Below are 24,829 nucleotides of genomic sequence, written 5' to 3'. Positions count from 1 at the left end.
ATGAAAACCTTGCGCATCGGTTCCGGCGCCGGCTACTCCGGCGACCGTATCGAACCTGCGGTGGAATTGGCCGAACAGGGCGACCTGGATTACCTGGTCTTCGAATGCCTGGCCGAACGCACCATCGCCCTGGCGCAACAGGCGCGGATCAGCGATCCACAAGGCGGTTACGACCCGCTGTTGAGTGAGCGCATGCGCCGCGTGCTGCCCTTTGTCGGCCAGCCCGACGGGCGCCGACGCCTGCGGGTAATCACCAATATGGGCGCGGCCAATCCGGTGGCGGCGGCGGTTGAAGTGCGGCGGATTGCCAGTGAACTGGGGCTTAACCTCAAGGTGCTGGCGGTGGTTGGCGACGACGTGCTTGAGACCTTGCGTGCCCAGCCGGAGCAGTTGCTCGACAACGGTCAGACCCTTGGCTCGTTGGGCGAGCGATTGATTTCCGCGAACGCCTATTTGGGCGCCGACGGCATTATCGACGCCTTGCGCGCCGAGGCCGACGTGGTGATCACCGGCCGGGTGGCAGACCCTTCGTTGTTCCTGGCGCCGCAGATGTTCGAATTCGGCTGGGCTGCGGATGATTGGCAACGGCTGGGGCGCGGCACGCTGGTGGGGCATTTACTGGAATGTGCGGGGCAGGTCAGCGGTGGCTACTTTGCCGATCCGGGTTTCAAGGATGTGGACGACCTGGCACGCCTGGGCTTTCCACTGGCCGAGATTGACGCAGACGGCGAGGCCTTGATTACCAAGGTCGCAGGTTCCGGTGGGCGGGTCAGCCGTGCCACGTGCACCGAACAATTGATCTACGAAGTGCACGACCCGGCGGCCTACCTCACACCGGACGTGTGCGCGGATTTTTCCCTGGTGGCGTTTACCGAAGAAGCCGTGGACCGGGTGCGTGCCCACGGCGCGAGCGGACGGCCACGTCCCGAAGCGTTGAAAGTCAGCGTCGGTTATCTGGACGGCTGGATCGGTGAGGGGCAGATTTCCTACGGTGGCCCGGGCGCGGTCGCTCGTGCGCAACTGGCTCGCGATGTGGTCCTGAAACGCTTGGAGTTGACCGGTGTGCGCATGCAGGACGTGCGTGCCGAATTGATCGGCGTCGACTCCCTGCACGGCCCGCGCAGCACGGTTGAACCGTGGGAAGTGCGCTTGCGCATAGCCGCCCGCTGCGCAGAACGCAGCGAGGCGGTGCGTGTCGGCAATGAAGTGGAAACTCTCTACACCAACGGCCCGTCCGGCGGCGGTGGCGCCAGCAAGAGCCTGCGCCAGGTGGTGGCGGTGGCCTCGTTGCTGCTGCCTCGTCACGCGGTCAACCCGAGGATCGAAGCATGAAGCTGCACACCCTGGCCCACTCCCGAACGGGAGACAAGGGCGACACCTCGAACATCTCGATCATCGCGTATCGGTCCGAGGACTATCCGCTGCTCTGCGAGCAACTCACGGCTGAGGTGGTAGCGGCGTTTTTTGCGCCGTTACTGGAGGCGGGAGCTGCACCGGTGCGGCGTTATGAACTGCCCAATGTGCAGGCACTGAACTTCGTGTTGCCGGGGATCCTGCGGGGCGGGGTGACGCGGTCGCTGGCGCTGGACGCCCATGGCAAGTGCCTGGGCTCAGCATTGCTGGATCTTGAATTGGCAATACCAAACTAATGTGGGAGCGGGCTTGCTCGCGAAGGCGGAGTATCAGCCACTACGTCTGTGGCTGATACTCCGCCTTCGCGAGCAAGCCCGCTCCAACACTGGATCCTCGCTGTTTGTCAGACCGCCGCAAACCGCTTGTCGAGGTAATCGATGATCACCTTGGAGTCGTACATCCAGGTGGTCTGGCCGTTCTCTTCGATGCGCAGGCATGGCACCTTGATCTTGCCGCCTTGCTCCAGCAGGGTCTGGCGGTCCTGCTCGTTGTTCTTCGCATCCTTCAAGGCCACCGGCACGTTCAGGCGGTGCAGGGTGCGGCGGGTCTTCACGCAGAACGGGCAGGCGTGGAATTGATACAGGGTCAGGTCCTTGGCCGCTGCGTTCACCTGCGCCTGTTGTTCGGCAGGGCGCTGCTTTTTGCGCGGACGGGTCAGGAAGTCGCCGGCGATGATGACGTGGCCGAGGCCCACTCGAAGTGCTTTGACGAACATGGCTGAAACCTCTTGCCCTAGACTTAAGGGGGCGCAGCTTACCTGATTTTTCACAGGCGAAAAAAAACCGGCGATGAACGCCGGTTTTTCCAGGTGCCGCGTATTACTTGATCAGGCTGAGAAACTCGCTGCGGGTCGCCGCATTTTCGCGGAACTCACCCAGCATCACCGACGTGATCATCGACGAATTCTGCTTCTCCACACCGCGCATCATCATGCACATGTGCTTGGCCTCGATCACCACTGCAACGCCCAGGGCGCCGGTGACCTGCTGGACCGCATCGGCGATCTGGCGGCTGAGGTTTTCCTGGATCTGCAGGCGGCGGGCATACATATCGACGATACGCGCGACCTTCGACAGGCCCAGCACTTTGCCGCTCGGGATATACGCGACGTGAGCCTTGCCGATAAACGGCAGCAGGTGGTGTTCGCACAGCGAGTACAACTCGATGTCCTTGACCAGCACCATTTCGCTGTTGTCAGAGCTGAACAAGGCACCGTTGGTGACTTCTTCGAGGGTCTGTTCATAACCGCGGCAGAGATACTGCATGGCCTTGGCGGCACGTTTTGGCGTGTCGAGCAGGCCCTCGCGGGAAACGTCCTCGCCGAGTTGGCCGAGAATCGCGGTGTAATTCTGTTCCAGGGACATGAAACTACCTAGTGGGATTTTCGCAAAGGGCAAGGGTACGGCGGCCAACACATCGCTGCAAGCCTGACGATGGCACTTGTTACTCGTCGCGGCCTTCCATCATGGTGCGCTTGAGCATCACATACACCGCGCCAGCGCCGCCGTGACGTGGCTGGCATGAGGTAAAACCCAGCACCTGGGAGTGCTGGCGCAACCAGGTGTTGACGTGGCTTTTGATCATCGGCCGCTTGCCATCCAGGCGCACGGCCTTGCCGTGGGTGACGCGCACGCAGCGGATTTCGAATTTGGTGGCTTCGGCGAGGAACGCCCAGAGGGTTTCGCGGGCTTTTTCGACGGTCATGCCGTGCAGGTCGAGACTGCCCTCGAACGGGATCTGGCCGACCTTGAGCTTGCGCATCTGGCTTTCCTGCACGCCGTCGCGGGCCCACATCAACTCGTCTTCGGGACCTACATCGATAACGAATTGATCCGACAGGCCGTCCACGGTGGTGGCGTCCGTGCGCACGGTCGCGGCCTGGCGCAGCTTGGCGATCTGGGCGCGATCGGTCTTGGGTTTGCCGGTGTCGGCGCGATCATGCTTGATCGGCTTGACGCCGCGCAGCTCGTTCTTGAATAGGGAAAAATCGTCGTCTTGCATGTCAGCCTCCGCGAAGGGCGGGCAGTTTACCTAATCGCGGCGGCTTGATGCGCAACAAACGCTATCTGTACGCCATCAGTCGTGCTTTTTCATCAGGTGCGAAGCGATGTTCAGTGACAGCGGTTGGCGCATGCGCCGACGGCAACGGCGCCACAGCCATACGCCGAACCACAGCACCAGCAGGCCGATGACCAAGAGTATTGCAGAACCGCCAGGGCTGGCATTCAGCTCGCCCAGGGCCGGTGAGTGTCCAACCAAACCAGCGCCGCCAGCAATTGCCAGTAGTACGCCACCTATCGCCAACAGCGCGGCAAAGCCGGCGCCGATGCGCAGACGCCAGTTGCTCGGGCCCTTGGGGCGCAAGCGACGAGCATCAAAACCATCGGATATCTTCATTCCGACCTTTCCTCCAGGGTATCGGCCCTTCGACCGGAAGATACACAGGTTGTTCCGGGTACAGAGGCAATTGCAGCAAATGACAGGTATTTGCGGATGAGCGGGCGGCTACCCGCTCATCGAAGGTCGATCAGATCAGATCTTTGGTCAAGGCGAGGGTGGCGAAGTTGTCAGCCATGATGGCCATTTCAGTCTGCTGCACGTGGTCGGCGCTGAGAATGCCGCCCTTGTAAGGCAGGTCGCGGGTGGCGCAGGCGTCTTCCACCAGGGTGCAGCGAAAGCCCAGGTTTTTTGCCGCACGCACCGTGGTGCTGACGCTGGAGTGGCTCATGAAGCCGCAGACGATCAGGTCCAGGGAACCGAGGTCTTGCAGGTGTTTCTCCAGGCCGGTGCCGTGGAAGGCGCTGGGCAGCAGCTTGCCGATGATGGTTTCGTCGGCCTGTGGCTCAAGGCCAGGAATGAACTCCCCGCGCTCGCCCTGAGGGTCAAACAACCCGCCGACAGTGCCCAGGTGGCGCACATGCACGATCGGGCGCCCGGCGTTGCGCGCGGCAGCCGCCAGTTGCTTGATATTTTCGACAGCAGCGTCCATGCCCGAGAGGGCGAGGGGACCACTGAGGTATTCCTTCTGGGCGTCGATGATCACGAGGGTCGCATGGTTCAGGTTCGCCGCTGCGTAACCACGACCGCTGAGTTGAAACATCGTCTTTGGAACGGACATTCTGGGGCTCCTGTGAGTGGGGCTTTTGTGACATTGTCCTCTGGCTGAGCGCTTCTGTGAATCGCTACCATCGTAAGGTACGCCGTTGTTGGCGTGCAGCGATGTCAATAGGGCACTACGTTTAGGCAAAAACCACGTTTAAGATGAAATCCGACGTGCGGCAAAGGGTTTTTTCGTACATCGTCGGTACAGCTTAAGACTGTTAGAATCGCCGGTCGTTTTTTCCAGGAGCTTGCCCCCGTGATCACTTCCCGCCTGCGCACCTTGCGCGACCACATCCGATGGGCCGTCAGCCGTTTCCATGGGGAAGACCTGTTTTTTGGCCATGGCACCGACAACGCCTGGGACGAAGCCCGGCAACTGGTGCTCGGCGCCTTGCACCTGCCATGGGAAATTGCCGACAGTTACCTGGATTGCAACCTGGAAGAAGAGGAAATCTCCCACGTGCAACGGTTGCTGCACCGCCGTATCCACGAGCGTGTGCCGACCGCTTACCTGTTGAAGGAAGCCTGGTTCTGCGGCATGTCGTTTATCGTCGATGAGCGTGTATTGATTCCCCGCTCACCGATTGGCGAACTGATCGAAAACCGCTTCGAACCGTGGCTGGGCACGCCGCCGGCGCGCATCCTGGACCTGTGCACCGGTTCCGGTTGCATCGGTATTGCCTGCGCCTACGAGTTCCAGGACGCCGAAGTGGTACTGGGCGACCTGTCCTTCGAAGCGCTGGAGGTGGCCAACCAGAACATCGAGCGCCATGGCGTCGATGAGCGCGTGTATACCGTTCAGGGCGACGGCTTTGATGGTTTGCCGGGCCAGCGTTTTGACCTGATCGTGTCCAACCCGCCGTATGTCGACGCCGAAGACTTTGCCGACATGCCGGATGAATACCAGCACGAGCCGGAGTTGGGCCTGGCCTGCGGTGACGACGGCTTGAACCTGGTTCGGCGGATGCTGGCCGAGGCGGCAGATCACTTGACCGAGAAGGGCTTGCTGATTGTCGAAGTGGGCAACAGCCAGGTTCACGTCGAGGCGTTGTACCCCGAAGTGGACTTCGCCTGGCTGGAGTTCCAGCGCGGCGGGCATGGCGTGTTCATGTTGACGGCCGAGCAGTGCCGGGCGCATCAGGCGGTGTTTGCCGCCAGGGTTTAACCGCTTCCAAGTGGGTAACGCGGTCAGTGTGGGAGCGGGCTTGCTCGCGAATGCGGTGGCTCAGTCAAGATATCCGGTGACTGACACACCGCATTCGCGAGCAAGCCCGCTCCCACATTTTGATCCGGTTTCAATTGATAAACCGGATTACCGATGTGTCGCAATCCAGATCAACAACCCCGCCTGAAACACGGTAAACGCCACCAGGCACGTAATCGTGAAGCGCAACCCGCTGTCTTCGCGCTTGAACTTGGTGACTTTTTCCTCTTCCTTGCGCAGTTTCACTTCCTGTTCCGCCAGGTTCTGCTCGGCCTGTTGCAGCATCTGCGCCGCTTCCAGAATCTCCACGAACTGCAGCTTTTCGGTGTTCCAGCTGTCCAGCACATCGCTGACCTTGCCCGGCTGCACGTTGCCCTTCAAATGCTGGACATCGGCGTACGCCACATCAAAGCCCTGGATACGCAGGAAGTGATCCCGGCGCAGGCGCGTGGCTTCGTTGAGGGCGTCCTTGTTGGCCAGGTCGACGCCGTCGACGCGGTAGTGCGACCACTTCTTTTTCGCCCAGGCGGCGCCCTGGGCTACCAGGAAACGGCCGATGCCGCGGTTAGCCGGCTCGATCTCCAGGCTGTTGCCCGGGCCAAAGTGCACCCGATGGGTCGCGTGATCGACCCAGATATCCAAATGGTTCTGTTCCCGGCGCACCCGCTGGCCCGGCAACTGAATGACCATGCGCAGCAGGCTGTGGTCCTTGTTGTTGCGTTCGGCCCAGCCAAACTGCACAAAGCGCAGGGGCCGCACGCCCGTGGCACGGTCGGTGGCCAAAGGGGCCAGGCGCAGCATCTTGAAGTGTTCGGCCTGCACCTCCGCCCACGGTAACGCGGCCGATGCGGCGGCCTCGGTGTCAGCCGTGGTGTCGGCGGTAGGTTCGGGTGTTGCTTCGGTGTTCGTCATTCGGCGCGATCCTGTCCAAGCTCTGCGGGCCGACAGGCTTTTTGCTGTCGACCCATGGCTTATCGGCCGTTTTGCTCAGGACTGGAGGGCAATACTCGCTTAACTGGCGCGAAGTCCGTCGATAAAGCGAACCAGGCGGGTGCCCAGTTCAGCCGCCAGCGGCAACTGCGGGTCGTTATAGGACTCCAGTTGCTGCTTCACGTTGTTGGGCACGATGCGCATCACGTGGTTCATGCCTTCGATCACCGTCAGCTCGGCGTCGGGCTTGGCCTTCTGCAATTGTTGCGCATCGGCCACGCCGACCTGCAGGTCATTGGTGCCCTGGACGATCAGCGCCGGCATGGTCAATTTGGCAAAGGCCGCCGAAGGGTCGGCGCGGAACAGGCTGATCAGATAGGGCTGCACGCTGGGGCGGAAAATGCCCTCAAGGGGGGTGGGCACATCGGCGTCCACCTGGCCGGCCTTGAGGTGATCGAGAATCTGGTTGCTGCGCAGTAACAGCGCTGGAGGCATATGGTCGGCCAGTTGCTGGCGGATCACCTGGTCCACCGGGCGCGCACTGCCCGACAGGGAGATCACCCCGGCCGGGTTGAGCTGCGGGGCGGCGAGGGCGGCCACCAGTGCACCTTCGCTGTGGCCCAGCACAATCAGCGGGCCCATACGTGGGTCGGCCTTGAGCAACTTGCCCCAGGCCACGGCGTCGGACACGTAGGCATCCAGGGTCAGGTTGCGTTCATCGGGGGTGGCGGCAAGGCTGGCGGCCACGCCGCGCTTGTCGTAGCGCACGCTGGCGATGTTGTGCCTGGCCAGCACCCAGGCCAGGCGCTTGAGGCTGTCGTTGCGTGCGCCGTCGGCGCTGTTGCCGTTGCGGTCGGTGGGCCCGGAGCCGGCGATGATCAGCACCACCGGCACCGGCTTGTCGGATTTGGGCAACAACAGCGAACCAAACAGCTCGCCACTGCCGGTGTCCAGGCTGATGGGCCGTTGCAGCACGACAGGGGAGGCGGCGAAGCCAAGGCTGGAAAACAGAGTGAGGGTCAAAAGCAGAACTCGCAGCATCATCGCGCCATCATGAGGAAGGTGCCGGTTGGACCAACGTCTACCGGTAAGGTTTCGAGGATGAACTAGTCGGTTAGCCTGCGTATACTGGCCGCCTTAAGTTATTACGGTTGACTTGATTCAACTGATTTCACGGAGCGCCCTGCATGTCCGGCAATACCTACGGCAAGCTGTTCACTGTTACCACCGCGGGCGAAAGCCATGGCCCGGCGTTGGTCGCCATTGTCGACGGCTGCCCGCCGGGCCTCGAGTTGTCCCTGGAAGACCTGCAGCGTGACCTCGACCGCCGCAAGCCCGGCACCAGCCGCCACACCACCCAGCGCCAGGAAGCCGACGAAGTCGAAATCCTCTCCGGCGTGTTCGAAGGCCGCACCACCGGCTGCGCCATCGGCCTGCTGATTCGCAACACCGACCAGAAGTCCAAGGACTACTCGGCGATCAAGGACCTGTTCCGCCCGGCCCACGCCGACTACACCTACCACCACAAATACGGCGAGCGCGACTACCGTGGCGGTGGCCGCAGCTCGGCGCGGGAAACCGCGATGCGTGTGGCGGCCGGTGCGATTGCGAAGAAGTTCCTGGCGACCCAGGGCATCGTGATCCGCGGCTACATGAGCCAGCTGGGCCCGATCGAAATCCCGTTCAAGACCTGGGACAGCGTCGAAGACAACGCTTTCTTCTGCCCAGACCCGGATAAAGTGCCGGAGCTGGAAGCCTATATGGACCAGTTGCGCCGCGACCAGGATTCCGTCGGCGCCAAGATCACCGTGGTTGCCGAAGGCGTGATGCCGGGCCTGGGCGAGCCGATCTTCGACCGCCTCGATGCCGAACTGGCCCACGCGCTGATGAGCATCAACGCGGTCAAGGGCGTGGAAATCGGCGCCGGGTTCGATTGTGTGGCCCAGCGTGGCACCGAGCACCGTGACGAGCTGACCCCGGAAGGTTTCCTCAGCAACAACGCCGGCGGCATTCTCGGCGGCATTTCCTCCGGCCAGCCGATCGTTGCGCACCTGGCCCTCAAGCCGACGTCCAGCATCACCACGCCAGGCCGTTCGATCGATGTGCACGGCAACCCGGTGGACGTGATCACCAAGGGCCGTCACGACCCTTGCGTCGGCATCCGCGCCACGCCGATTGCCGAAGCGATGATGGCCATCGTATTGATGGACCACCTGCTGCGCCATCGTGGGCAAAACGCCGACGTAAAAGTCAGTACTCCGGTATTGGGCCAGCTGTGACCGTGTGTGGCGAGCGAGCTTGCTCGCGCTGGGCTGCGCAGCGGCCCCAAAGCCTGCAATCCGGTAGTACCTGGAGAACTGCGGCGCTTCCATGGGGGCCGCTTCACGACCCAGCGCGAGCAGGCTCGCTCGCCACAAGTCACTTATGCTGACGCAAGCCCTTCCATACTGGCGACTCTCCAGCTTCTACCTGTTCTATTTCGCCCTGCTGGGGGCGACGGCGCCGTTTCTGGCGCTGTACTTCGATCACCTTGGGTTCTCCAGCGCGCGCATCGGCGAGCTGGTGGCCATCCCCATGCTGATGCGCTGCGTGGCACCCAACCTGTGGGGCTGGCTGGGGGACTACACCGGCCGGCGCCTGGCCATCGTGCGCTTTGGCGCGGTGTGCACCCTGGTGAGTTTCTCGTTGATCTTTGTCAGCAAGACTTACGCCTGGCTGGCGCTGGTGATGGCCTTGCACGCGTTCTTCTGGCACGCGGTCCTGCCGCAGTTTGAAGTCATCACCCTCGCGCACCTGCAAGGCCAGACCTCGCGCTACAGCCAGGTGCGGTTGTGGGGCTCCATCGGGTTTATCCTCACCGTGGTGATCATGGGCCGCTTGTTCGACTGGCTGAGCCTGGATATCTACCCGGTGGTGGTCGTGGTGATCATGGCCGGCATCATCGGCGCGAGCCTCTGGGTGCCGAATGCGCAGCCGCCGGCCCAGGGCAACCGCCTGGCCGGTGACGGCTTTTTGCGGCAACTGCGCAGCCCCGGCGTCCTCGCGTTTTATGCCTGCGTGGCGCTGATGCAAATGAGCCACGGCCCGTACTACACCTTCCTCACCCTGCACCTTGAACACCTCGGTTACAGCCGTGGCGTGATCGGCATGTTGTGGGCGCTGGGCGTGGTGGCGGAAGTCTTGATGTTCCTGGCCATGAGCCGGATTCTCACGCGCTTTTCGGTACGCCGGGTATTGATGGCGAGTTTCCTGCTGGCCGCACTGCGCTGGTTGCTGCTGGGCTCGTTTGCCGAATTCTTCTGGGTGCTGTTGCTGGCGCAGGTGATGCACGCGGCGACCTTCGGCAGCTTCCACGCGGCGGCCATCCAGTTCGTGCAACGCAGCTTTGGTGCTCGCCAGCAAGGGCAGGGCCAGGCACTGTATGCGGCACTGGCCGGTACCGGCGGTGCGCTGGGTGCACTCTATTCAGGTTACAGCTGGAACCTGCTGGGGCCGACCCTGACCTTCAGCATTGCCAGCATCGCGGCCCTGGCCGCCGCCCTAATCATTGGCATTCGATTGCAAGAGGAGCGGCCATGAGCGGCTCCCGTGACAGAGGAAGAGTTTGATGAGCTATCTCGCGGTTTACCACGTCTGCACCCCCGACACCCCGAACAAGGTCCTGACTCACCAGGACGATATCGCCTCGACCCTGGCCGAGCTGGGTGTGGGGTTCGATCGCTGGCAGGCGGCTACCCGACTTGAGCCCGGGGCCAGCGAGGTTGAGATTATCGCGGCCTACCAGGCGCCCATCGACAAGCTGATGACCGAGCGCGGCTACACCACCGTTGATGTGCTCCGCGTCAGCAACGATCACCCGCAGAAAGCCCAATTGCGCGCCGAGCGACTCGACGAACACCGCATGGCTCAAGACCACGTGCGTTTTTTCGTAGCGGGTCGTGGGCTGTTTACCTTGCACATCGAAGATTATGTGTACGCGGTGTTCTGCGAGAAAAACGACCTGATCTTGGTGCCGAGCGGCATCCCGCACTGGTTTGATATGGGGGAGAACCCGCACTTTGTGGCGATCCGCCTGTTCAGTGACCCTGAAGGGCTGGCGGTCATGCTGACCGGCGACGCGATCGCCGAGGGTTTTCCTCGGCTTGATGACTAAGTTCGTCCGGCAATGCCTCCTGAACAGGGGGCATTTTTTTAACTTCAATTCCTTCAGGTTGGAAATCGCTGTAGGAATAAACTTGAAAGTTTGTGGGTAACAGCTGTTTATCGTTGACCTTACTTGTTACTTCCACTCTTTGTGTAACTCTCTCTGGTCTCAATATTTATTCGCCTGTCAATAGGAGTAATCCGACTTCGGGCGTTACAAGACCTATATGAAGAGAGAGGCCTGCATGAGCGGTTCGGAGCCACAGGAACAACCGTCCACGCAAACGGACAGCGCGCCGGTTGCCAACCGCAAGGCGCGTGCGATGTTGTCGGGTAAACCCTTGACCCCAAAGGAACGGGAAATCCTGCATTGGGCGGTCGAGGGCAAGACGGTGTGGGAAATCAGCAGGATTCGCTCCATCTCCCAGGCCACGGTGAAGTTTCACCTGCGCAACATCTACGGCAAGTTGCAGGTGACTAACCGGGTCCAGGCCGTGAACGAGGCGGTGAAACAGGGATTGTGCAAATAAAAAAAGGCCGTGGTGCGCAACGGCACCACGACCTGTTCGGGTCCTGCATGACGGTCAAGCCGAATGGTAGGTCGGCAGGGCAAAGCGGTTCTGGCTTTGCAGCATCGAAATCTGTGGCAGGTCGCTGGCTTGTTCAGCCAGGTCGCGGCGAATGGCGCTGATGACCCACGTCAGTTGGTCGGCCGTGTGCAGTTGCTGATAAGAGATCGAACGTTTGATCTGCTTGCCTTCGCTGTTACGCAAGGTCAGCAGGATGCCGCCATCAGGACGCGCCTGGGTGGTGACGTCGAAATTGGAGAACACAGAAGAAAATTTATCTTGGATCAGGCTCATGTCTATCAGCTCCGTTAGCTCATGTTTTGCAGCGTGGAGTGATAGGTGCAGTGATTGTGCCAGTACTGAATATCTTAAAAAATCTTTATAAATCAATCAGTTATAAAATTTTAAGATTTCCAGTTTCGTGCAATTTGCATGAATGGCCATCGTGCATCCTGCATTTTGCGGGGTTTTGCCAAGTGTTTCACAGCTGGCACGCAAGGCAGGTCTTCCATAGTGACCACCTGGCGGTGCGCAAAATTCCTTTTCCTTTCGGGATACAAAACTTTTCAAATCCTGCGTGTACAGCCGAAGAACGGCTGGCGTATTTTCCTGCAAGGCATTCGGCGCGGGTCTTACAGTGCGATGGGTGCCTTGAGGGTCATACGAACAATAAGAAAAAGGACGTTCCCGCCATGAACCACCCGCCAAGTGACATGATCACCTGGGGCATGATGCTGCGTAAGGTGCCCACCATTGTCCGTGCACTGCCGCGCCTGGTGCGCGGAATCCGCGTTGCCAACATCACCGATCCCGACCAGCCGTGCGGCCTGGGCTGGACCTTTGAACAAGCCACCCAACGCAACCCCGACGGCGCCGCGCTGCTGTATGGCGACACGGTGCTGAGCTACCGCCAGGCCAACCAGCAGGCCAACCGCATGGCTCACTACCTGCAGCAGCAGGGGATCGGCAAGGGCGACGTGGTGGCGTTGTTTATCGAGAACCGCCCCGAGTTGTTGCTCAGCGTACTGGCCGTGGCCAAGGTGGGCGGCATTTGCGCGATGCTCAATACCTCGCAAACCCAGTCGGCGCTGGTACATAGCCTCAACCTGGTGGCACCGGCGGCCATCGTGGTGGGAGCCGAGTTGGTAGGGGCCTACGAGGCCGTGCGCAGCCAGGTGGCCATCGAGGCGGATAAAACCTGGTTTATTGCCGATCAGCAGCACAGCCATGTGCCGCCGGATTACGTCGACCTGATGGCTGTCAGCGCCGACGGCCCGGTGGAAAACCCCGCCAGCACCCAGCAGATTTTTTTCAACGACCCTTGCTTCTATATCTACACCTCCGGCACCACCGGCTTGCCCAAGGCCGGCATTTTCAAACACGGCCGCTGGATGAAGTCCTCGGCCAGTTTCGGCACCATCGCCCTGGATATGGGGCCCGAGGATGTCGTCTATTGCACCTTGCCGCTGTATCACGCCACTGGCCTGTGCGTGTGCTGGGGTTCGGCGATTGCCGGGGCGTCGGGGTTCGCGATTCGCCGCAAGTTCAGCGCCAGCCAGTTCTGGGACGATGTGCGCAAATTCAATGCGACCACCCTGGGTTATGTCGGCGAGCTGTGCCGCTACCTGATCGACCAGCCTGCCCATGGGCGCGACCTGGACAACCGGGTGACGAAGATGATCGGCAACGGCCTGCGCCCTGGGGTTTGGGCTGAGTTCAAGCAGCGCTTTGGCGTTGATCATATCTGCGAGCTGTACGCCGCCAGTGACGGCAACATCGGCTTCACCAATGTGCTGAACTTCGACAACACCATCGGCTTTTCCCTGATGCACTGGGCACTGGTGGACTACGCCCATGACAGCTGTGAGCCGATTCGCGGCGCCGACGGTTTCATGCGCGAAGTGCCCAAGGGGGGCCAGGGGCTGCTGCTGGCCAGGATCGATGACAAGGCACCGTTCGACGGCTACACCGACCCCGAGAAGAACCGCAAGGTGGTGCTCAGCGACGTGTTCGAGAAGGGCGACCGTTATTTCAACACCGGCGACCTGTTGCGCAATATCGGCTTCGGCCACGCCCAATTCGTTGACCGGCTGGGGGACACCTACCGCTGGAAAGGTGAAAACGTCTCCACCACCGAAGTCGAGAACATCTTCCTGCAGCACCCGCAGATCTCCGAAGTGGTGGCCTACGGCGTGGAGATTGAAAACACCAACGGCCGCGCGGGCATGGCGGCCATTACGCCTGCCGAATCCCTGGCTTCCCTGGACATGCGCGAGTTGCTGACCTTCGCCCACGGGCAATTGCCCGCGTATGCGGTGCCGTTGTTCCTGCGGATCAAGGTGAAGATGGAAACCACGGGCACCTTCAAATACCAGAAGGTGAAACTCAAGGAGGAAGCGTTCGACCCGGGCAAGGCCGGTGATGATCCGATCTTTGCCTGGCTGCCTGGGTCGGACAGTTATGTGCCGGTCACCGGGCAACTGTTGGCGGATATCCAGGCGGGCAAGTTCCGTTATTGATTCTGCCTATCGCCGCTTTTGGGAAAAAAGGCATGACAGTGGGGAACTCCATCGCGAGACTGGGCGCCTTATGAAACACCAGACAAGGAGCCCCACATGTCAGACCAAGCCAAACAAATGACCGAAGATGAAGCCGCCGAATTTGCCGAGCAGGTGTTCGACGTGGCGCGCAAGGGCGATGCCGCGATGCTGGCTGCGTTGCTGGCCAAGGGCTTGCCGCCGAACCTGCGCAACCACAATGGCGATACGCTGTTGATGCTGTCGGCCTACCATGGTCATGTGGACGCGGTGAAAGTGCTGCTGGAATTCAAGGCCGACCCCCAGATTGCCAACGACAAGAACCAACTGCCGATTGCCGGCGCGGCGTTCAAGGGCAACCTGCCGGTGGTCAAGGCGTTGATCGAAGGCGGAGCGTTGGTCGAAGGCGCATCCTCTGATGGTCGCACCGCCTTGATGATGGCGGCGATGTTCAACCGTACCGAAATGGTGGACTACCTGATCAGCCAGGGCGCCAATCCCAAGGCCACCGATGCCCAGGGCGTGACCGCGCTGGCAGCCGCGCAGACCATGGGGGCGGTGGATACGGCGGCGCAGTTGCAAAAACTGGTGTAGGCTTTGCGCCCTCAAAATCAGCCCCGCCACAGGACCACCCCATGAAAACCGCACTCGTCGAACTCATCAGCAAAATCAGCTCCGGCTGCATGAGCGAACCCGAGATCGCCAAGGTGGCGGACGAGGCGGCCCAGGCCTACGCCGATCCTGAAGCCTTCCTGGCCGCCAACCCCGACATCAACTACGACGACACTTTCCCGATTCCCCTGGGCGAGTGGATCGTTGTCGGCAGCCTGCCCGACACCGTGCTGTTCCAGGCCGACACCTACCTGGACCTGTTCGCCCAGATCGTCGCCTCCTTTGGCCCCGGCGTGGCGTTCAACCTCAAGCCCAAGCAACTGGCCAAGACCGAAGCCCTGACCGCGCTGAACCGCATCCAGGTCCAGATGAGCGCCCTCAACCCGGAGAACGGCGGCTACGTGCTGATGAACTTCAGCCAGTTGCTGGACGACGAGATCCAGGCTGTGCTGGTCTACGGCAACGACGTGCCACGGGTGCTGGAGTTGTGTGCCGAAACCGGCATAAAGGGCGAACCATCGCTGGAAGCCCTGCGGGTTGCGGTACACGTCTGAAATAAAACGGAACCCCCGGCCACGGCTGACTATCCTAAGCAGGCAAGCCCTCACTTAGGAGCGACACCATGGGTTCCACTTTTAATGGTCTGATCGGGTTGATCATCCTCGCGCTGGATATCTGGGCGATCATCAACGTGTTCAAAAGCGGCGCGAGTACCGGCGCCAAAGTGTTGTGGATCCTGTTGATCCTGCTGCTGCCGGTACTGGGCTTGATCATCTGGGCGATCGCCGGGCCGCGCGGTAACGTGCGGATCTGATCCAAACAACGCTATCCAGAGCGGGCACAGTAAGTGTGGGAGCGGGCTTGCTCGCGAATACGGTGTAACAGTCACCTGATGTATCGACTGATTTACCGTATTCGCGAGCAAGCCCGCTCCCACATCTGTTTCCGTACGCCCGTTATTGTGTTTCGAGATATTCGCTGTACAAAATTTTCACATTCCATCCAAGACAATTCGCCGGCTATTTCCCCTGTCGAGTGCTCTAAAACGAGTGCCCACCTACTGCAGGAGTGAGTAATCAATGGCGTTGCCGGCGTTGATCGGGCACCATTTGCGCCATTGCGTTCACCGTCTACCCCAGCCTGCCTGGGCGAGGGCGGGGCGCCGCTGTATTCATTCGCAACTTAAACTTCCAATGGGTCCTAAAACGACATGGCAAACCCGGACGCCCTGAATCAGCAGCGAGCTTCTAATCGCTTGCTGCAACCGACCGTCAAATCCCATCTGGCGTACACGCTGCTTTGTGCCTTGATCATGATGGTGATGTTCTCCCTGCTGCGCCTGGCGCTGCTGGTCTACAACCGCGAGATGATCCTCGACACACCGGCCTCGACTTTCCTTGAAGCGTTCGCCAACGGCCTGCGCCTGGATATCCGCCTGGTGATGTACGTGCTGGTGCCGTTGCTGCTGGCGTTGTTCAGCGTACGGGCCATGGCGGCGCGCGGGTTCTTCCGCTTGTGGCTGACGGTCGCGTCCAGCATCGCGCTGTTCCTGGGTCTGATGGAGATGGACTTCTACCGCGAGTTCCACCAGCGCCTCAACGGCCTGGTCTTCCAGTACGTGAAGGAAGACCCGAAAACCGTGATGAGCATGCTCTGGTACGGTTTCCCGGTGGTGCGCTACCTGCTGGCCTGGGCCGTGGGTACGCTGATCCTGAGCATCGCCTTCAAAGGCGCCGACCGTGCAACGCGCCCACGCGGCCCGTTCAGCGGTGGCAGCATCGGCACTCGCCAGGTAGCGCCGTGGTACACGCGCATCGCGGTGTTCGTGGTCTGCCTGCTGGTCGCCGTGGTCGCCATCCGTGGCACCCTGCGCCAGGGCCCGCCACTGCGTTGGGGCGACGTGTACACCACCGACTCGAACTTCGCCAACCAGTTGGGCCTCAACGGTACCTTGTCGCTGATTGCGGCGGCGAAATCGCGCTTCTCCGAGGAGCGTTCGAACATCTGGAAAGCCACCCTGGAGCAGCCGCTGGCCACCCAGACCGTGCGCGACATGCTGGTATTGCCGAGCGAGAAACTGGTCGACACCGACACCGCCGCGGTACGCCGTGACTTCACGCCGCCGGCCGAGAAGACCCTGCCGATCAAGAACGTCGTGGTTATCCTGATGGAAAGCTTCGCCGGTCACTCGGTGGGCGCCCTGGGCCGCCCGGGCAACATCACGCCGTACTTCGACAAACTGTCCAAGGAAGGCCTGCTGTTCGACCGCTTCTTCTCCAACGGCACCCACACCCACCAGGGTATGTTCGCCACCATGGCCTGCTTCCCGAACCTGCCGGGTTTCGAATACCTGATGCAGACTCCGGAAGGCAGCCACAAGCTGTCGGGCCTGCCGCAGTTGCTCAGCCATCGCGATTTCGATGACGTGTACGTCTACAACGGCGACTTCGCCTGGGATAACCAGTCGGGCTTCTTCAGCAACCAGGGCATGACCAACTTCATCGGGCGTAATGACTTCGTCAACCCGGTGTTCTCGGACCCGACCTGGGGCGTGTCCGACCAGGACATGTTCAACCGTGGCCTGGAAGAGTTGAAGGCCCGTGAAGGCGGCAAGCCGTTCTATGCGCTGCTGCAAACCCTGTCCAACCACACGCCGTACGCGTTGCCGACGCCATTGCCGGTCGAGAAGGTCACCGACCGTGGCAGCCTCAACGAGCATTTGACGGCCATGCGCTACTCCGACTGGGCCTTGGGCCAGTTCTTTGAAAAGGCCCGCAAGGAGCCGTACTTCAAGGAAACCCTGTTCGTGATCGTGGGCGACCACGGCTTCGGCAACGAGCAGCAGATCACCGAAATGGACCTGGGCCGCTTCAACGTGCCGATGCTGATGATCGCACCGGGCATGCAGGAGAAGTTCGGCGAGCGTGACCACACCGTGGGCACCCAGATCGACATCGTGCCGACCATCATGGGCCGCCTGGGCGGTGACACCCTGCACCAGTGCTGGGGCCGCGACCTGCTCAACCTGCCGGAAGGCGACAAGGGCTTTGGCGTGATCAAGCCGTCGGGCAGCGACCAGACCGTCGCCTTGCTCACCGGTGACCGGGTGCTGGTACTGCCCAAGGAAATGCCGCCGAAGTTGTGGGAATACGAACTGGGCGCCAACCCGACCGGGAAAGTGATTCCAGAGTCGCCGGACGAGGCTGCGTTGAAGCAGAAGCTCGAATCGTTCCTGCAGACCGCTACCAAGAGCCTGCTGGACAACACCGCCGGTGTAGTGGACGGCAAGCCGGACTAAATACCCGCGCATAAAAAAAGAGGCCTTTCAAGGCCTCTTTTTTTTGCACGCTGGAACGCGTTATATCTTGCCGAGCAACAACAGAATCAACAGCACTACCAACACAGTACCGAGAATACCCGATGGCCCGTAACCCCAATTGCGTGAGTGAGGGAACACTGGAAGACCGCCGACCAGCAGGAGGATCAGAATAATGATAAGAATGAGGCTCATGTTTTGTTTTCCTTATTGTCTTCTGAAAAGACCTGGTATTTAACGGATAGGCCCGACAACTGATACGGACGCCTTAATAACTCCGACCTATGTGTTTGGCAGAAAATTCCGTGTTTTTTTAAAGCTTTTCGCTAACTTGCTTATTTCCTTTAACCCCGTTGCAAATAACTGTCCTTAGTTCAAATAAATGGAACTTGGCGGGTTTCCCGCTATCCGACCCGGCCCACGGTTTGCCTGGGGCATTCAGCAGTCTGATGGTGCGTGGGTGCGGGAAAAACCTTCGCTACACTTCGGCTCACTTCTTCCGTGAACCACAAGGCTACTTTCCTATGCAAAATCGCATGATGATCACCGGCGCCGGTTCTGGCCTGGGTCGCGAAATCGCTCTGCGCTGGGCCCGCGAGGGTTGGCAGCTGGCCTTGTCGGACGTCAGCGAAGCGGGCCTGCAAGAAACCCTCAAGCTTGTACGCCAGGCCGGCGGTGACGGTTTCACCCAGCGCTGCGACGTGCGCGACTACAGCCAGCTCACCGCGTTCGCACAGGCCTGTGAGGAAAAGTTCGGTGGCATCGACGTGATCGTCAACAACGCCGGTGTCGCATCGGGCGGGTTCTTCAGCGAACTGTCCCTGGAAGACTGGGACTGGCAGATCGCGATCAACCTGATGGGCGTGGTCAAGGGCTGCAAAGCCTTCCTGCCGCTGCTGGAAAAGAGCAAGGGCCGCATCATCAACATCGCGTCCATGGCCGCCCTGATGCAGGGCCCGGCCATGAGCAACTACAACGTGGCCAAGGCCGGCGTGGTGGCGCTCTCGGAGAGCCTGCTGGTGGAACTCAAGCAACAGGAAGTCGGCGTGCATGTGGTGTGCCCATCCTTCTTCCAGACCAACCTGCTGGACTCGTTCCGCGGGCCGACGCCCGCGATGAAAGCCCAGGTGGGCAAGCTGCTGGAAAGCTCGCCGATCACCGCCGCAGAAATCGCCGACTACATCTACCAGCAAGTGGCGCAAGGGCAATTCATGATCCTGCCCCACGAGCAGGGGCGCATGGCCTGGGCACTGAAACAGAAGAACCCGCAACTGCTGTATGACGAGATGACCGTGATGGCAGACAAGATGCGGGCGAAAACCCAGTCGCAGGCGGTAAAAGGTTGAATTTCAGGTGAGCACCTGATGTGGCGAGGGAGCTTGCTGTGGCGAGGGAGCAAGCTCCCTCGCCACAGCAAGCTCCCTCGCCACAACAAGCTCTCTAGCCACAGAGAGCGCCTGCAAATTTGAACATATCGTTTGGTTCTTGGGTGTAATTCGAGATTATTCACTGCCTGTCTGTAGGGTAATTTACCCTGATGTGTAAGGCATGCCTGTTTAACCTGAAGGCCATTGATGGTGCCAGGCAGGGAGCGCATGGTCGGGGTTCGGTAACTTAAAAAGGACGAACCCCATGCTGGTATTAAGCCGCGCGGTAGGTGAAATAATTTCGGTGGGTGACCAGATCACCTTGCGCATTCTGGAAGTGAACGGCACCCAAGTGAAGCTGGGTGTGGAAGCGCCGGTGGGGGTCAATGTGCACCGGGCGGAGGTCTATCAGAAGATCCTCAGTCGCCACGGGCAGCAGGCCAACACCCATCCAGTGCCTGTGCCCAATCCTTGAGTCTCAGTCGAACAGGTGCTTGGGCACATCGTGCTTGAGCATCAACTGGCACTGCTCGCTCTCGGGGTCGAAAACAATCAGCGCCTGGCCCTTGGTCAGCGCCTGGCGTACCCGCAGCACCCGGGTTTCCAGAGGTGTGTCGTCACCATTGTCGGTGCCGTCGCGGGTCACGAAGTCTTCGATGAGGCGTGTCAGGGTGTCGACTTCAAGTGCATCGTAGGGAATCAGCATACAAGCCTCGGCTAGGGAATCCCGGCGATGCTACTGCGCCGGGATCCGAGTTGCCAGTCTCAGGTTTTTTGGCCCACCAGGCTGTCCACCGACGGCACGCGGGTATCACTCTCCATTTGTGTGTCGTGTTCGATCTGGTGACTGAACCGGTCGAGGGAGCCCTTGGCCGGCTGTGCATCGCTGGCGAACACCGGCGGGCTGAGGATGTACGCGCCCAGCAGGCGACTCAGCGCGGCGAGGCTGTCGATGTGCGTGCGCTCATAACCATGGGTGGCATCGCAACCGAATGCCAGCAGTGCGGTACGAATGTCGTGGCCGGCGGTCACCGCCGAATGCGCGTCGCTGAAGTAGTAGCGAAACAGGTCGCGACGCACCGGTAGCTCATTTTCCGCCGCCAGGCGCAGCAGGTGGCGGGACAGGTGATAGTCATACGGCCCGCCGGAATCCTGCATCGCCACACTCACCGCGTGCTCGCTGGAGTGCTGTTCGTGGGCCACCGGCGCAATGTCGATGCCGACGAACTCACTCACATCCCACGGCAATGCCGCCGCCGCACCACTGCCGGTTTCTTCGGTGATGGTGAACAGCGGGTGGCAGTCGATCAGCAGCGGCTGGCCGCTGTCGACAATCGCCTTGAGCGCCGCCAGCAGCGCGGCAACCCCGGCTTTATCGTCCAGGTGACGGGCGCTGATATGCCCGCTCTCGGTGAATTCCGGCAGCGGGTCGAAGGCGACGAAATCGCCGACGCTGATACCCAGGGAGTCACAGTCGGCGCGGGTGGCGCAGTAGGCATCCAGGCGCAGTTCGATGTGGTCCCAACTGATGGGCATTTCATCCACGGCCGTATTGAACGCGTGACCGGAGGCCATCAACGGCAACACGCTGCCACGGATCACGCCGTTATCGGTGAACAGGCTGACGCGGCTGCCTTCGGCAAAACGGCTGGACCAGCAGCCGACCGGCGCGAGGGTCAGGCGGCCATTGTCCTTGATCGCCCGCACGGCGGCGCCGATGGTGTCCAGGTGCGCGGAAACGGCGCGGTCGGGGCTGTTTTTCTGGCCCTTGAGGGTGGCGCGGATGGTGCCGCGCCGGGTCATTTCAAAGGGAATGCCCAGTTCTTCAAGGCGCTCGGCGACGTAGCGCACGATGGTGTCGGTAAACCCGGTGGGGCTGGGAATGGCGAGCATTTCCAGCAGCACTTTTTGCAGGTAAGCGAGATCCGGTTCGGGGATGGTTCGGGTCATAAAGACTCCTGATGAGTTGAGGATGATCGTTCCCACGCTCTGCGTGGGAATGCCTCATGGGACGCTCTGCGTCCTCTCTTGTGACGCGGAGCGTCACGGGCTGCGTTCCCACGCAGAGCGTGGGAACGATCATTCACGCCGTCGGTTGGCTATGCGGGAACAACAGGTCCACGAACTTTTCAGCCGTCGGCTGCGGTTCATGGTTGGCCAGCCCGGCCCGTTCGTTGGCTTCGATAAACACGTAGTCCGGTTGGTCGGCGGCCGGCACCATCAGGTCCAGGCCCACCATGGGAATGTCGAGGGCACGGGCGGCGCGCACGGCGGCGTCCACCAGGGTCGGGTGGAGGATGGCGGTGACGTCTTCCAGGCAACCGCCGGTGTGCAGGTTGGCGGTACGTCGCACCGCCAGGCGTTCGCCACGGGGCAGGATGCTGTTGTAGTCGTAGCCGGCCGCCTGCAGGGTGCGTTGGGTTTCATGGTCCAGGGGGATTTTGCTTTCGCCATCGGTGGCGGCCTGGCGTCGGCGGCTCTGGGCTTCGATCAACGCGCCAATGGAATGCTGACCATCGCCGGTGACTTCCGCCGGGCGGCGAATGGCGGCGGCGACCACTTCAAAGCCGATCACCAGAATGCGCAGGTCGAGGCCTTCGTGGAAGCTTTCCAGCAGTACACGGGTGTCGAATTGGCGGGCCGCCTCAATGGCTTTTTGCACGTCTTCAATGGTCTGCAAATCCACCGCCACACCCTGGCCTTGTTCGCCATCCAGCGGCTTGACCACAATACGCTGGTGCTCGTCGAGAAACTCCAGGTTGTCATCGGCACTGCCGGCCAATTGCTGGGCCGGAAGGTTCAGGCCTGCGGCCTTGAACACCTTGTGGGTCAGGCTCTTGTCCTGGCACAAAGTCATGCTGATGGCGCTGGTCAGGTCGCTGAGGGATTCGCGGCAGCGCACCCGGCGGCCACCGTGGCTCAGGGTAAACAAGCCGGCATCGGCATCGTCCACCTGCACGTCAATCCCGCGCCGATGGGCTTCCTCGACAATGATCCGCGCATAGGGATTGAACTCCGCCTGCGGGCCAGGGCCGAGGAACAGCGGCTGGTTGATCCCGTTCTTGCGCTTGATGGCGAAGGTGGTCAGCGCGCGAAAGCCAAGCTTGGCGTAGAGACTTTTCGCCTGGCGGTTGTCGTGCAGCACCGACAGGTCGAGGTAGCTCAGGCCACGGCTCATGAAGTGTTCGATCAAGTGGCGCACCAGCACTTCACCCACCCCGGGGCGGGTACATTGCGGGTCGACCGCCAGGCACCAGAGGCTGCAGCCGTTCTCCGGATCGTGAAAGGCCTTCTGGTGGTTCAGGCCCATCACGCTGCCGATCACCGCGCCGCTGTCTTCATCCTCGGCCAGCCAATACACCGGGCCGCCTTGATGACGTGGCGTCAGCAGTGCCGGGTCCACCGGCAACATGCCGCGCCCCTGGTACAGCTGGTTCACCGCCTGCCAGTCCGCCTCGGTTTGTACCCGGCGAATCCGGAACCCGCGAAACACTCGGGTCGCCGGACGATAGTCGGTGAACCACAGGCGCAGGGTATCGGACGGGTCGAGAAACAACTGCTGGGGATCAATCCCGAGGATCTGCTGCGGCGCCGCCACATACAGCGCGATATCCCGCTCGCCGGGCTGCTCGTTGAGTAACTCCAGGGCCAGGCTCGCCGGGTCCGGGAAGGTGTGGCCGATCAACAGCCGGCCCCAACCGCAATGCACGGCAATCGGCGTGGGGTCCAGTTCGCTGCCGTCTTCGGCGAAGCGGGCTTGCAGGCGCTCGTAGGAGGGCGCCTGGCCTCGCAGCAAGCGTTGGCTGTAAGCCGTGGCATGAGGTTTCATGAATCAGATTCCTTGTTCGCTGAGCCACAGGTTCAGCGCCGCCAGTTGCCACAGCTTGGAGCCGCGCAACGGGGTCAGTTGGCCTTGGGGATCGGTGAGCAGGCGGTCGAGCATGGCCGGGTTGAACAGGCCGCGGTCCTGGCTTGGGTCCAGCAGCAGCTCACGCACCCAGTTCAAGGTGTCACCCTGCAAATGCTTGAGGCCGGGCACCGGGAAGTAGCCTTTCTTGCGGTCGATGACCTCGCTCGGGATCACCCGGCGCGCCGCTTCCTTGAGCACTTGTTTGCCGCCGTCCGGCAGTTTGAATTTGCCCGGCACGCGGGCCGACAGTTCTACCAGGCGATAGTCGAGAAACGGTGTGCGCGCTTCCAGGCCCCAGGCCATGGTCATGTTGTCGACGCGCTTGACCGGGTCATCCACCAGCATCACGGTGCTGTCCAGGCGCAGGGCTTTGTCCACCGCCGCATCGGCGCCGGGCTGGGCGAAATGCTCGCGCACGAAGTCACCGGCGGCGTCATTCGCGGTCAACCATTTCGGCGCGACGGTAGCGGCATAGTCGTCGTAGCTGCGGTCGAAAAATGCGTCGCGGTAGGCCGCGTACGGGTCGCTTGCGCCATCCACCTGCGGGTACCAGTGGTAACCGGCGAACAGTTCATCGGCGCCCTGGCCGCTTTGCACCACCTTGCAATGCTTGGCCACTTCCCGGGACAGCAGGTAGAAGGCAATGCAGTCATGACTGACCATCGGCTCGCTCATGGCGCGGAACGCCGCCGGCAACTGCTCGATGATTTCGCTTTCGGCGATACGCAGTTGGTGGTGACGGGTGCCGTAATGCTTGGCGATCAAGTCCGAATACTGGAACTCGTCGCCGCGCTCGCCTCCAGCGTCTTCAAAACCGATGGAGAAGGTCGACAGGTCCTGCACGCCGACTTCCCGCAACAGGCCCACCAACATGCTGGAATCGACACCGCCGGAAAGCAGCACGCCCACATCCACCGCCGCCCGCTGACGAATCGCCACGGCTTCGCGGGTGCTGTCGAGCACGCGGTCGGTCCAGTCTTCCAGGGTCAGGTTGGCTTCGTCGGCGTGGGGGCCGTAGGGCAGGGTCCACCAGGTTTTCTGTTCAGTCTTGCCGTCGGCGTCGATGCGCATCCACGACGCGGGCGGCAGTTTTTCAATGCCCGCCAGCAAGGTGCGCGGCGCCGGCACCACGGCGTGGAAGTTCAGGTAGTGATTGAGCGCCACCGGATCGAGGATCGGGTTGATATCGCCACCCTTGAGCAGCGCCGGCAAGGCCGAGGCAAAACGCAGGCGCTGGCCGGTGCGCGACAGGTACAGCGGCTTCACGCCGAGGCGGTCGCGGGCGATGAACAGGCGCTGGGCATCGCGCTCCCAGATGGCGAAGGCGAACATCCCGTTGAGCTTGGGCAGCAGGGCTTCGCCCCAGGCGTGGTAGCCCTTGAGCAGCACTTCGGTGTCGCCACCGGAATAGAAGGCGTAGCCCAGGGCTTCCAGCTCTTCACGCAATTCCGGGAAGTTATAGATCGCGCCGTTGAACGCCAGGGACAGGCCCAGCTGGGCGTCGACCATCGGTTGGGCGGAGCCATCCGACAGGTCCATGATTTTCAGGCGTCGATGGCCCAGGGCAATCGGCCCCTGGGCATGAAAGCCCCACGCATCAGGACCGCGTGGCGCCAAGTGATGGGTGATTCGTTCCACCGCTGCCAGGTCGGCAGGTTGGTGATCGAAACGTAACTCTCCAGCTAATCCGCACATAAATTCCTTACCGGTTTTTCCGTTGGGGAGG

At 61.3% G+C, this 24,829-nt stretch carries 27 protein-coding genes; 14 read left to right on the top strand and 13 right to left on the bottom strand.

The features are described 5' to 3' along the window. Entirely contained in the window at window positions 1-1,332 is a 1,332-nt protein-coding gene (locus tag HYE77_RS16235; protein WP_177068996.1) for an acyclic terpene utilization AtuA family protein, read from the top strand. Further along, entirely contained in the window at window positions 1,329-1,649 is a 321-nt protein-coding gene (locus HYE77_RS16230) for a hypothetical protein (RefSeq protein WP_102605283.1), read from the top strand. The genes HYE77_RS16235 and HYE77_RS16230 overlap by 4 nt, the downstream gene beginning before the upstream one ends. A 107-nt stretch (window positions 1,650-1,756) precedes the next feature. Here the strand turns inward: HYE77_RS16230 and HYE77_RS16225 are convergent, their stop codons facing one another. From HYE77_RS16225 to HYE77_RS16205, 5 genes are all read right to left on the bottom strand, one after another. Next, window positions 1,757-2,128, bottom strand: a complete 372-nt coding sequence (locus tag HYE77_RS16225; protein ID WP_063031984.1) for a glutathione S-transferase N-terminal domain-containing protein — start codon at window positions 2,126-2,128, stop codon at window positions 1,757-1,759. 103 nt (window positions 2,129-2,231) lie between these two features. Next, window positions 2,232-2,777, bottom strand: coding sequence for a GTP cyclohydrolase I FolE (folE, locus tag HYE77_RS16220; RefSeq protein WP_003204506.1), 546 nt, complete (start codon window positions 2,775-2,777; stop codon window positions 2,232-2,234). Between the two features lie 79 nt (window positions 2,778-2,856). Beyond that, window positions 2,857-3,414: a Smr/MutS family protein gene (locus tag HYE77_RS16215; protein ID WP_003213135.1), complete on the bottom strand. Its 558-nt coding sequence runs from the start codon at window positions 3,412-3,414 to the stop codon at window positions 2,857-2,859. Window positions 3,415-3,489: 75 nt separating this feature from the next. Then, window positions 3,490-3,810 (bottom strand): hypothetical protein, encoded by a 321-nt coding sequence (locus HYE77_RS16210; protein WP_003213133.1) that lies wholly within the window; start codon window positions 3,808-3,810, stop codon window positions 3,490-3,492. A gap of 130 nt (window positions 3,811-3,940) precedes the next feature. Further along, the gene (locus tag HYE77_RS16205; protein WP_008433198.1) at window positions 3,941-4,531 is read right to left on the bottom strand and encodes a cysteine hydrolase family protein; all 591 of its coding nucleotides are present in this window, start codon (window positions 4,529-4,531) and stop codon (window positions 3,941-3,943) included. Window positions 4,532-4,771: 240 nt separating this feature from the next. On the opposite strand from HYE77_RS16205, the gene prmB reads away from it, so the two are divergent. Continuing rightward, a complete protein-coding gene (gene prmB / locus HYE77_RS16200; RefSeq protein ID WP_003213129.1) occupies window positions 4,772-5,680 on the top strand; it encodes a 50S ribosomal protein L3 N(5)-glutamine methyltransferase in 909 nt (302 codons plus the stop codon). A gap of 147 nt (window positions 5,681-5,827) precedes the next feature. Here the strand turns inward: prmB and HYE77_RS16195 are convergent, their stop codons facing one another. Both HYE77_RS16195 and HYE77_RS16190 read right to left on the bottom strand, forming a co-directional pair. Next, window positions 5,828-6,631 (bottom strand): hypothetical protein, encoded by an 804-nt coding sequence (locus HYE77_RS16195; protein WP_003213127.1) that lies wholly within the window; start codon window positions 6,629-6,631, stop codon window positions 5,828-5,830. 99 nt (window positions 6,632-6,730) lie between these two features. Beyond that, a complete protein-coding gene (locus HYE77_RS16190) occupies window positions 6,731-7,693 on the bottom strand; it encodes an alpha/beta hydrolase (protein ID WP_003213124.1) in 963 nt (320 codons plus the stop codon). Between the two features lie 143 nt (window positions 7,694-7,836). Between HYE77_RS16190 and aroC the strand changes: the two genes are divergently transcribed. From aroC to HYE77_RS16170, 4 genes are all read left to right on the top strand, one after another. Next, window positions 7,837-8,928: a chorismate synthase gene (gene aroC / locus HYE77_RS16185; RefSeq protein ID WP_003213122.1), complete on the top strand. Its 1,092-nt coding sequence runs from the start codon at window positions 7,837-7,839 to the stop codon at window positions 8,926-8,928. A 148-nt stretch (window positions 8,929-9,076) separates the two neighbouring features. Further along, window positions 9,077-10,228, top strand: a complete 1,152-nt coding sequence (locus HYE77_RS16180; protein ID WP_177009504.1) for an MFS transporter — start codon at window positions 9,077-9,079, stop codon at window positions 10,226-10,228. Between the two features lie 28 nt (window positions 10,229-10,256). Further along, entirely contained in the window at window positions 10,257-10,802 is a 546-nt protein-coding gene (locus HYE77_RS16175) for an acireductone dioxygenase (RefSeq protein WP_003216782.1), read from the top strand. Window positions 10,803-11,037: 235 nt separating this feature from the next. Then, window positions 11,038-11,322, top strand: a complete 285-nt coding sequence (locus HYE77_RS16170; RefSeq protein ID WP_003216779.1) for a response regulator transcription factor — start codon at window positions 11,038-11,040, stop codon at window positions 11,320-11,322. A 54-nt stretch (window positions 11,323-11,376) separates the two neighbouring features. Here the strand turns inward: HYE77_RS16170 and HYE77_RS16165 are convergent, their stop codons facing one another. Further along, a complete protein-coding gene (locus HYE77_RS16165) occupies window positions 11,377-11,655 on the bottom strand; it encodes a DUF3509 domain-containing protein (protein WP_003216777.1) in 279 nt (92 codons plus the stop codon). 398 nt (window positions 11,656-12,053) lie between these two features. On the opposite strand from HYE77_RS16165, the gene HYE77_RS16160 reads away from it, so the two are divergent. The 5 genes from HYE77_RS16160 (at window position 12,054) to HYE77_RS16140 (ending at window position 17,808) form a co-directional block, all read left to right on the top strand. After that, window positions 12,054-13,880, top strand: coding sequence for a long-chain-acyl-CoA synthetase (locus tag HYE77_RS16160; protein WP_177068995.1), 1,827 nt, complete (start codon window positions 12,054-12,056; stop codon window positions 13,878-13,880). Between the two features lie 96 nt (window positions 13,881-13,976). Next, the gene (locus HYE77_RS16155) at window positions 13,977-14,492 is read left to right on the top strand and encodes an ankyrin repeat domain-containing protein (RefSeq protein WP_010176046.1); all 516 of its coding nucleotides are present in this window, start codon (window positions 13,977-13,979) and stop codon (window positions 14,490-14,492) included. Between the two features lie 41 nt (window positions 14,493-14,533). Further along, window positions 14,534-15,064 (top strand): hypothetical protein, encoded by a 531-nt coding sequence (locus HYE77_RS16150; protein WP_087692960.1) that lies wholly within the window; start codon window positions 14,534-14,536, stop codon window positions 15,062-15,064. A gap of 68 nt (window positions 15,065-15,132) precedes the next feature. Continuing rightward, window positions 15,133-15,324 carry a PLDc N-terminal domain-containing protein gene (locus HYE77_RS16145; protein ID WP_003172956.1) on the top strand — a complete coding sequence of 64 codons (192 nt, stop codon included), beginning with the start codon at window positions 15,133-15,135 and terminating at the stop codon, window positions 15,322-15,324. Window positions 15,325-15,720: 396 nt separating this feature from the next. Continuing rightward, window positions 15,721-17,808, top strand: coding sequence for an LTA synthase family protein (locus tag HYE77_RS16140; RefSeq protein ID WP_003216769.1), 2,088 nt, complete (start codon window positions 15,721-15,723; stop codon window positions 17,806-17,808). Window positions 17,809-17,868: 60 nt separating this feature from the next. Here HYE77_RS16140 and HYE77_RS16135 read toward each other — a convergent pair whose 3' ends face one another. After that, a complete protein-coding gene (locus HYE77_RS16135; RefSeq protein ID WP_003216767.1) occupies window positions 17,869-18,021 on the bottom strand; it encodes a DUF3309 family protein in 153 nt (50 codons plus the stop codon). A gap of 329 nt (window positions 18,022-18,350) precedes the next feature. Here HYE77_RS16135 and HYE77_RS16130 point away from each other — a divergent pair, with 329 nt between their 5' ends. Together HYE77_RS16130 and csrA are read left to right on the top strand one after the other, a co-directional pair. After that, window positions 18,351-19,172, top strand: coding sequence for an SDR family oxidoreductase (locus HYE77_RS16130; RefSeq protein WP_177068994.1), 822 nt, complete (start codon window positions 18,351-18,353; stop codon window positions 19,170-19,172). 286 nt (window positions 19,173-19,458) lie between these two features. After that, entirely contained in the window at window positions 19,459-19,668 is a 210-nt protein-coding gene (csrA, locus tag HYE77_RS16125) for a carbon storage regulator CsrA (protein ID WP_008433220.1), read from the top strand. Window positions 19,669-19,671: 3 nt separating this feature from the next. On the opposite strand, the gene HYE77_RS16120 is transcribed toward csrA, so the two are convergent. The 4 genes from HYE77_RS16120 to HYE77_RS16105 form a co-directional block, all read right to left on the bottom strand. Then, the gene (locus HYE77_RS16120) at window positions 19,672-19,899 is read right to left on the bottom strand and encodes a YheU family protein (protein ID WP_003192759.1); all 228 of its coding nucleotides are present in this window, start codon (window positions 19,897-19,899) and stop codon (window positions 19,672-19,674) included. A 59-nt stretch (window positions 19,900-19,958) separates the two neighbouring features. Then, on the bottom strand, window positions 19,959-21,143 hold the full coding sequence (locus tag HYE77_RS16115; protein WP_003216760.1) for an osmoprotectant NAGGN system M42 family peptidase: 1,185 nt from the start codon (window positions 21,141-21,143) through the stop codon (window positions 19,959-19,961). 133 nt (window positions 21,144-21,276) lie between these two features. Next, window positions 21,277-23,022 (bottom strand): N-acetylglutaminylglutamine synthetase, encoded by a 1,746-nt coding sequence (gene ngg / locus HYE77_RS16110; protein WP_134326020.1) that lies wholly within the window; start codon window positions 23,020-23,022, stop codon window positions 21,277-21,279. A gap of 3 nt (window positions 23,023-23,025) precedes the next feature. Next, window positions 23,026-24,798 carry an N-acetylglutaminylglutamine amidotransferase gene (locus HYE77_RS16105; RefSeq protein WP_003216754.1) on the bottom strand — a complete coding sequence of 591 codons (1,773 nt, stop codon included), beginning with the start codon at window positions 24,796-24,798 and terminating at the stop codon, window positions 23,026-23,028. Window positions 24,799-24,829: the final 31 nt, after the last annotated feature.

This window comes from Pseudomonas sp. IPO3774, assembly GCF_013386835.1.
GTDB lineage: Bacteria > Pseudomonadota > Gammaproteobacteria > Pseudomonadales > Pseudomonadaceae > Aquipseudomonas.
This window is presented reverse-complemented; position numbering and strand designations above follow the sequence as displayed.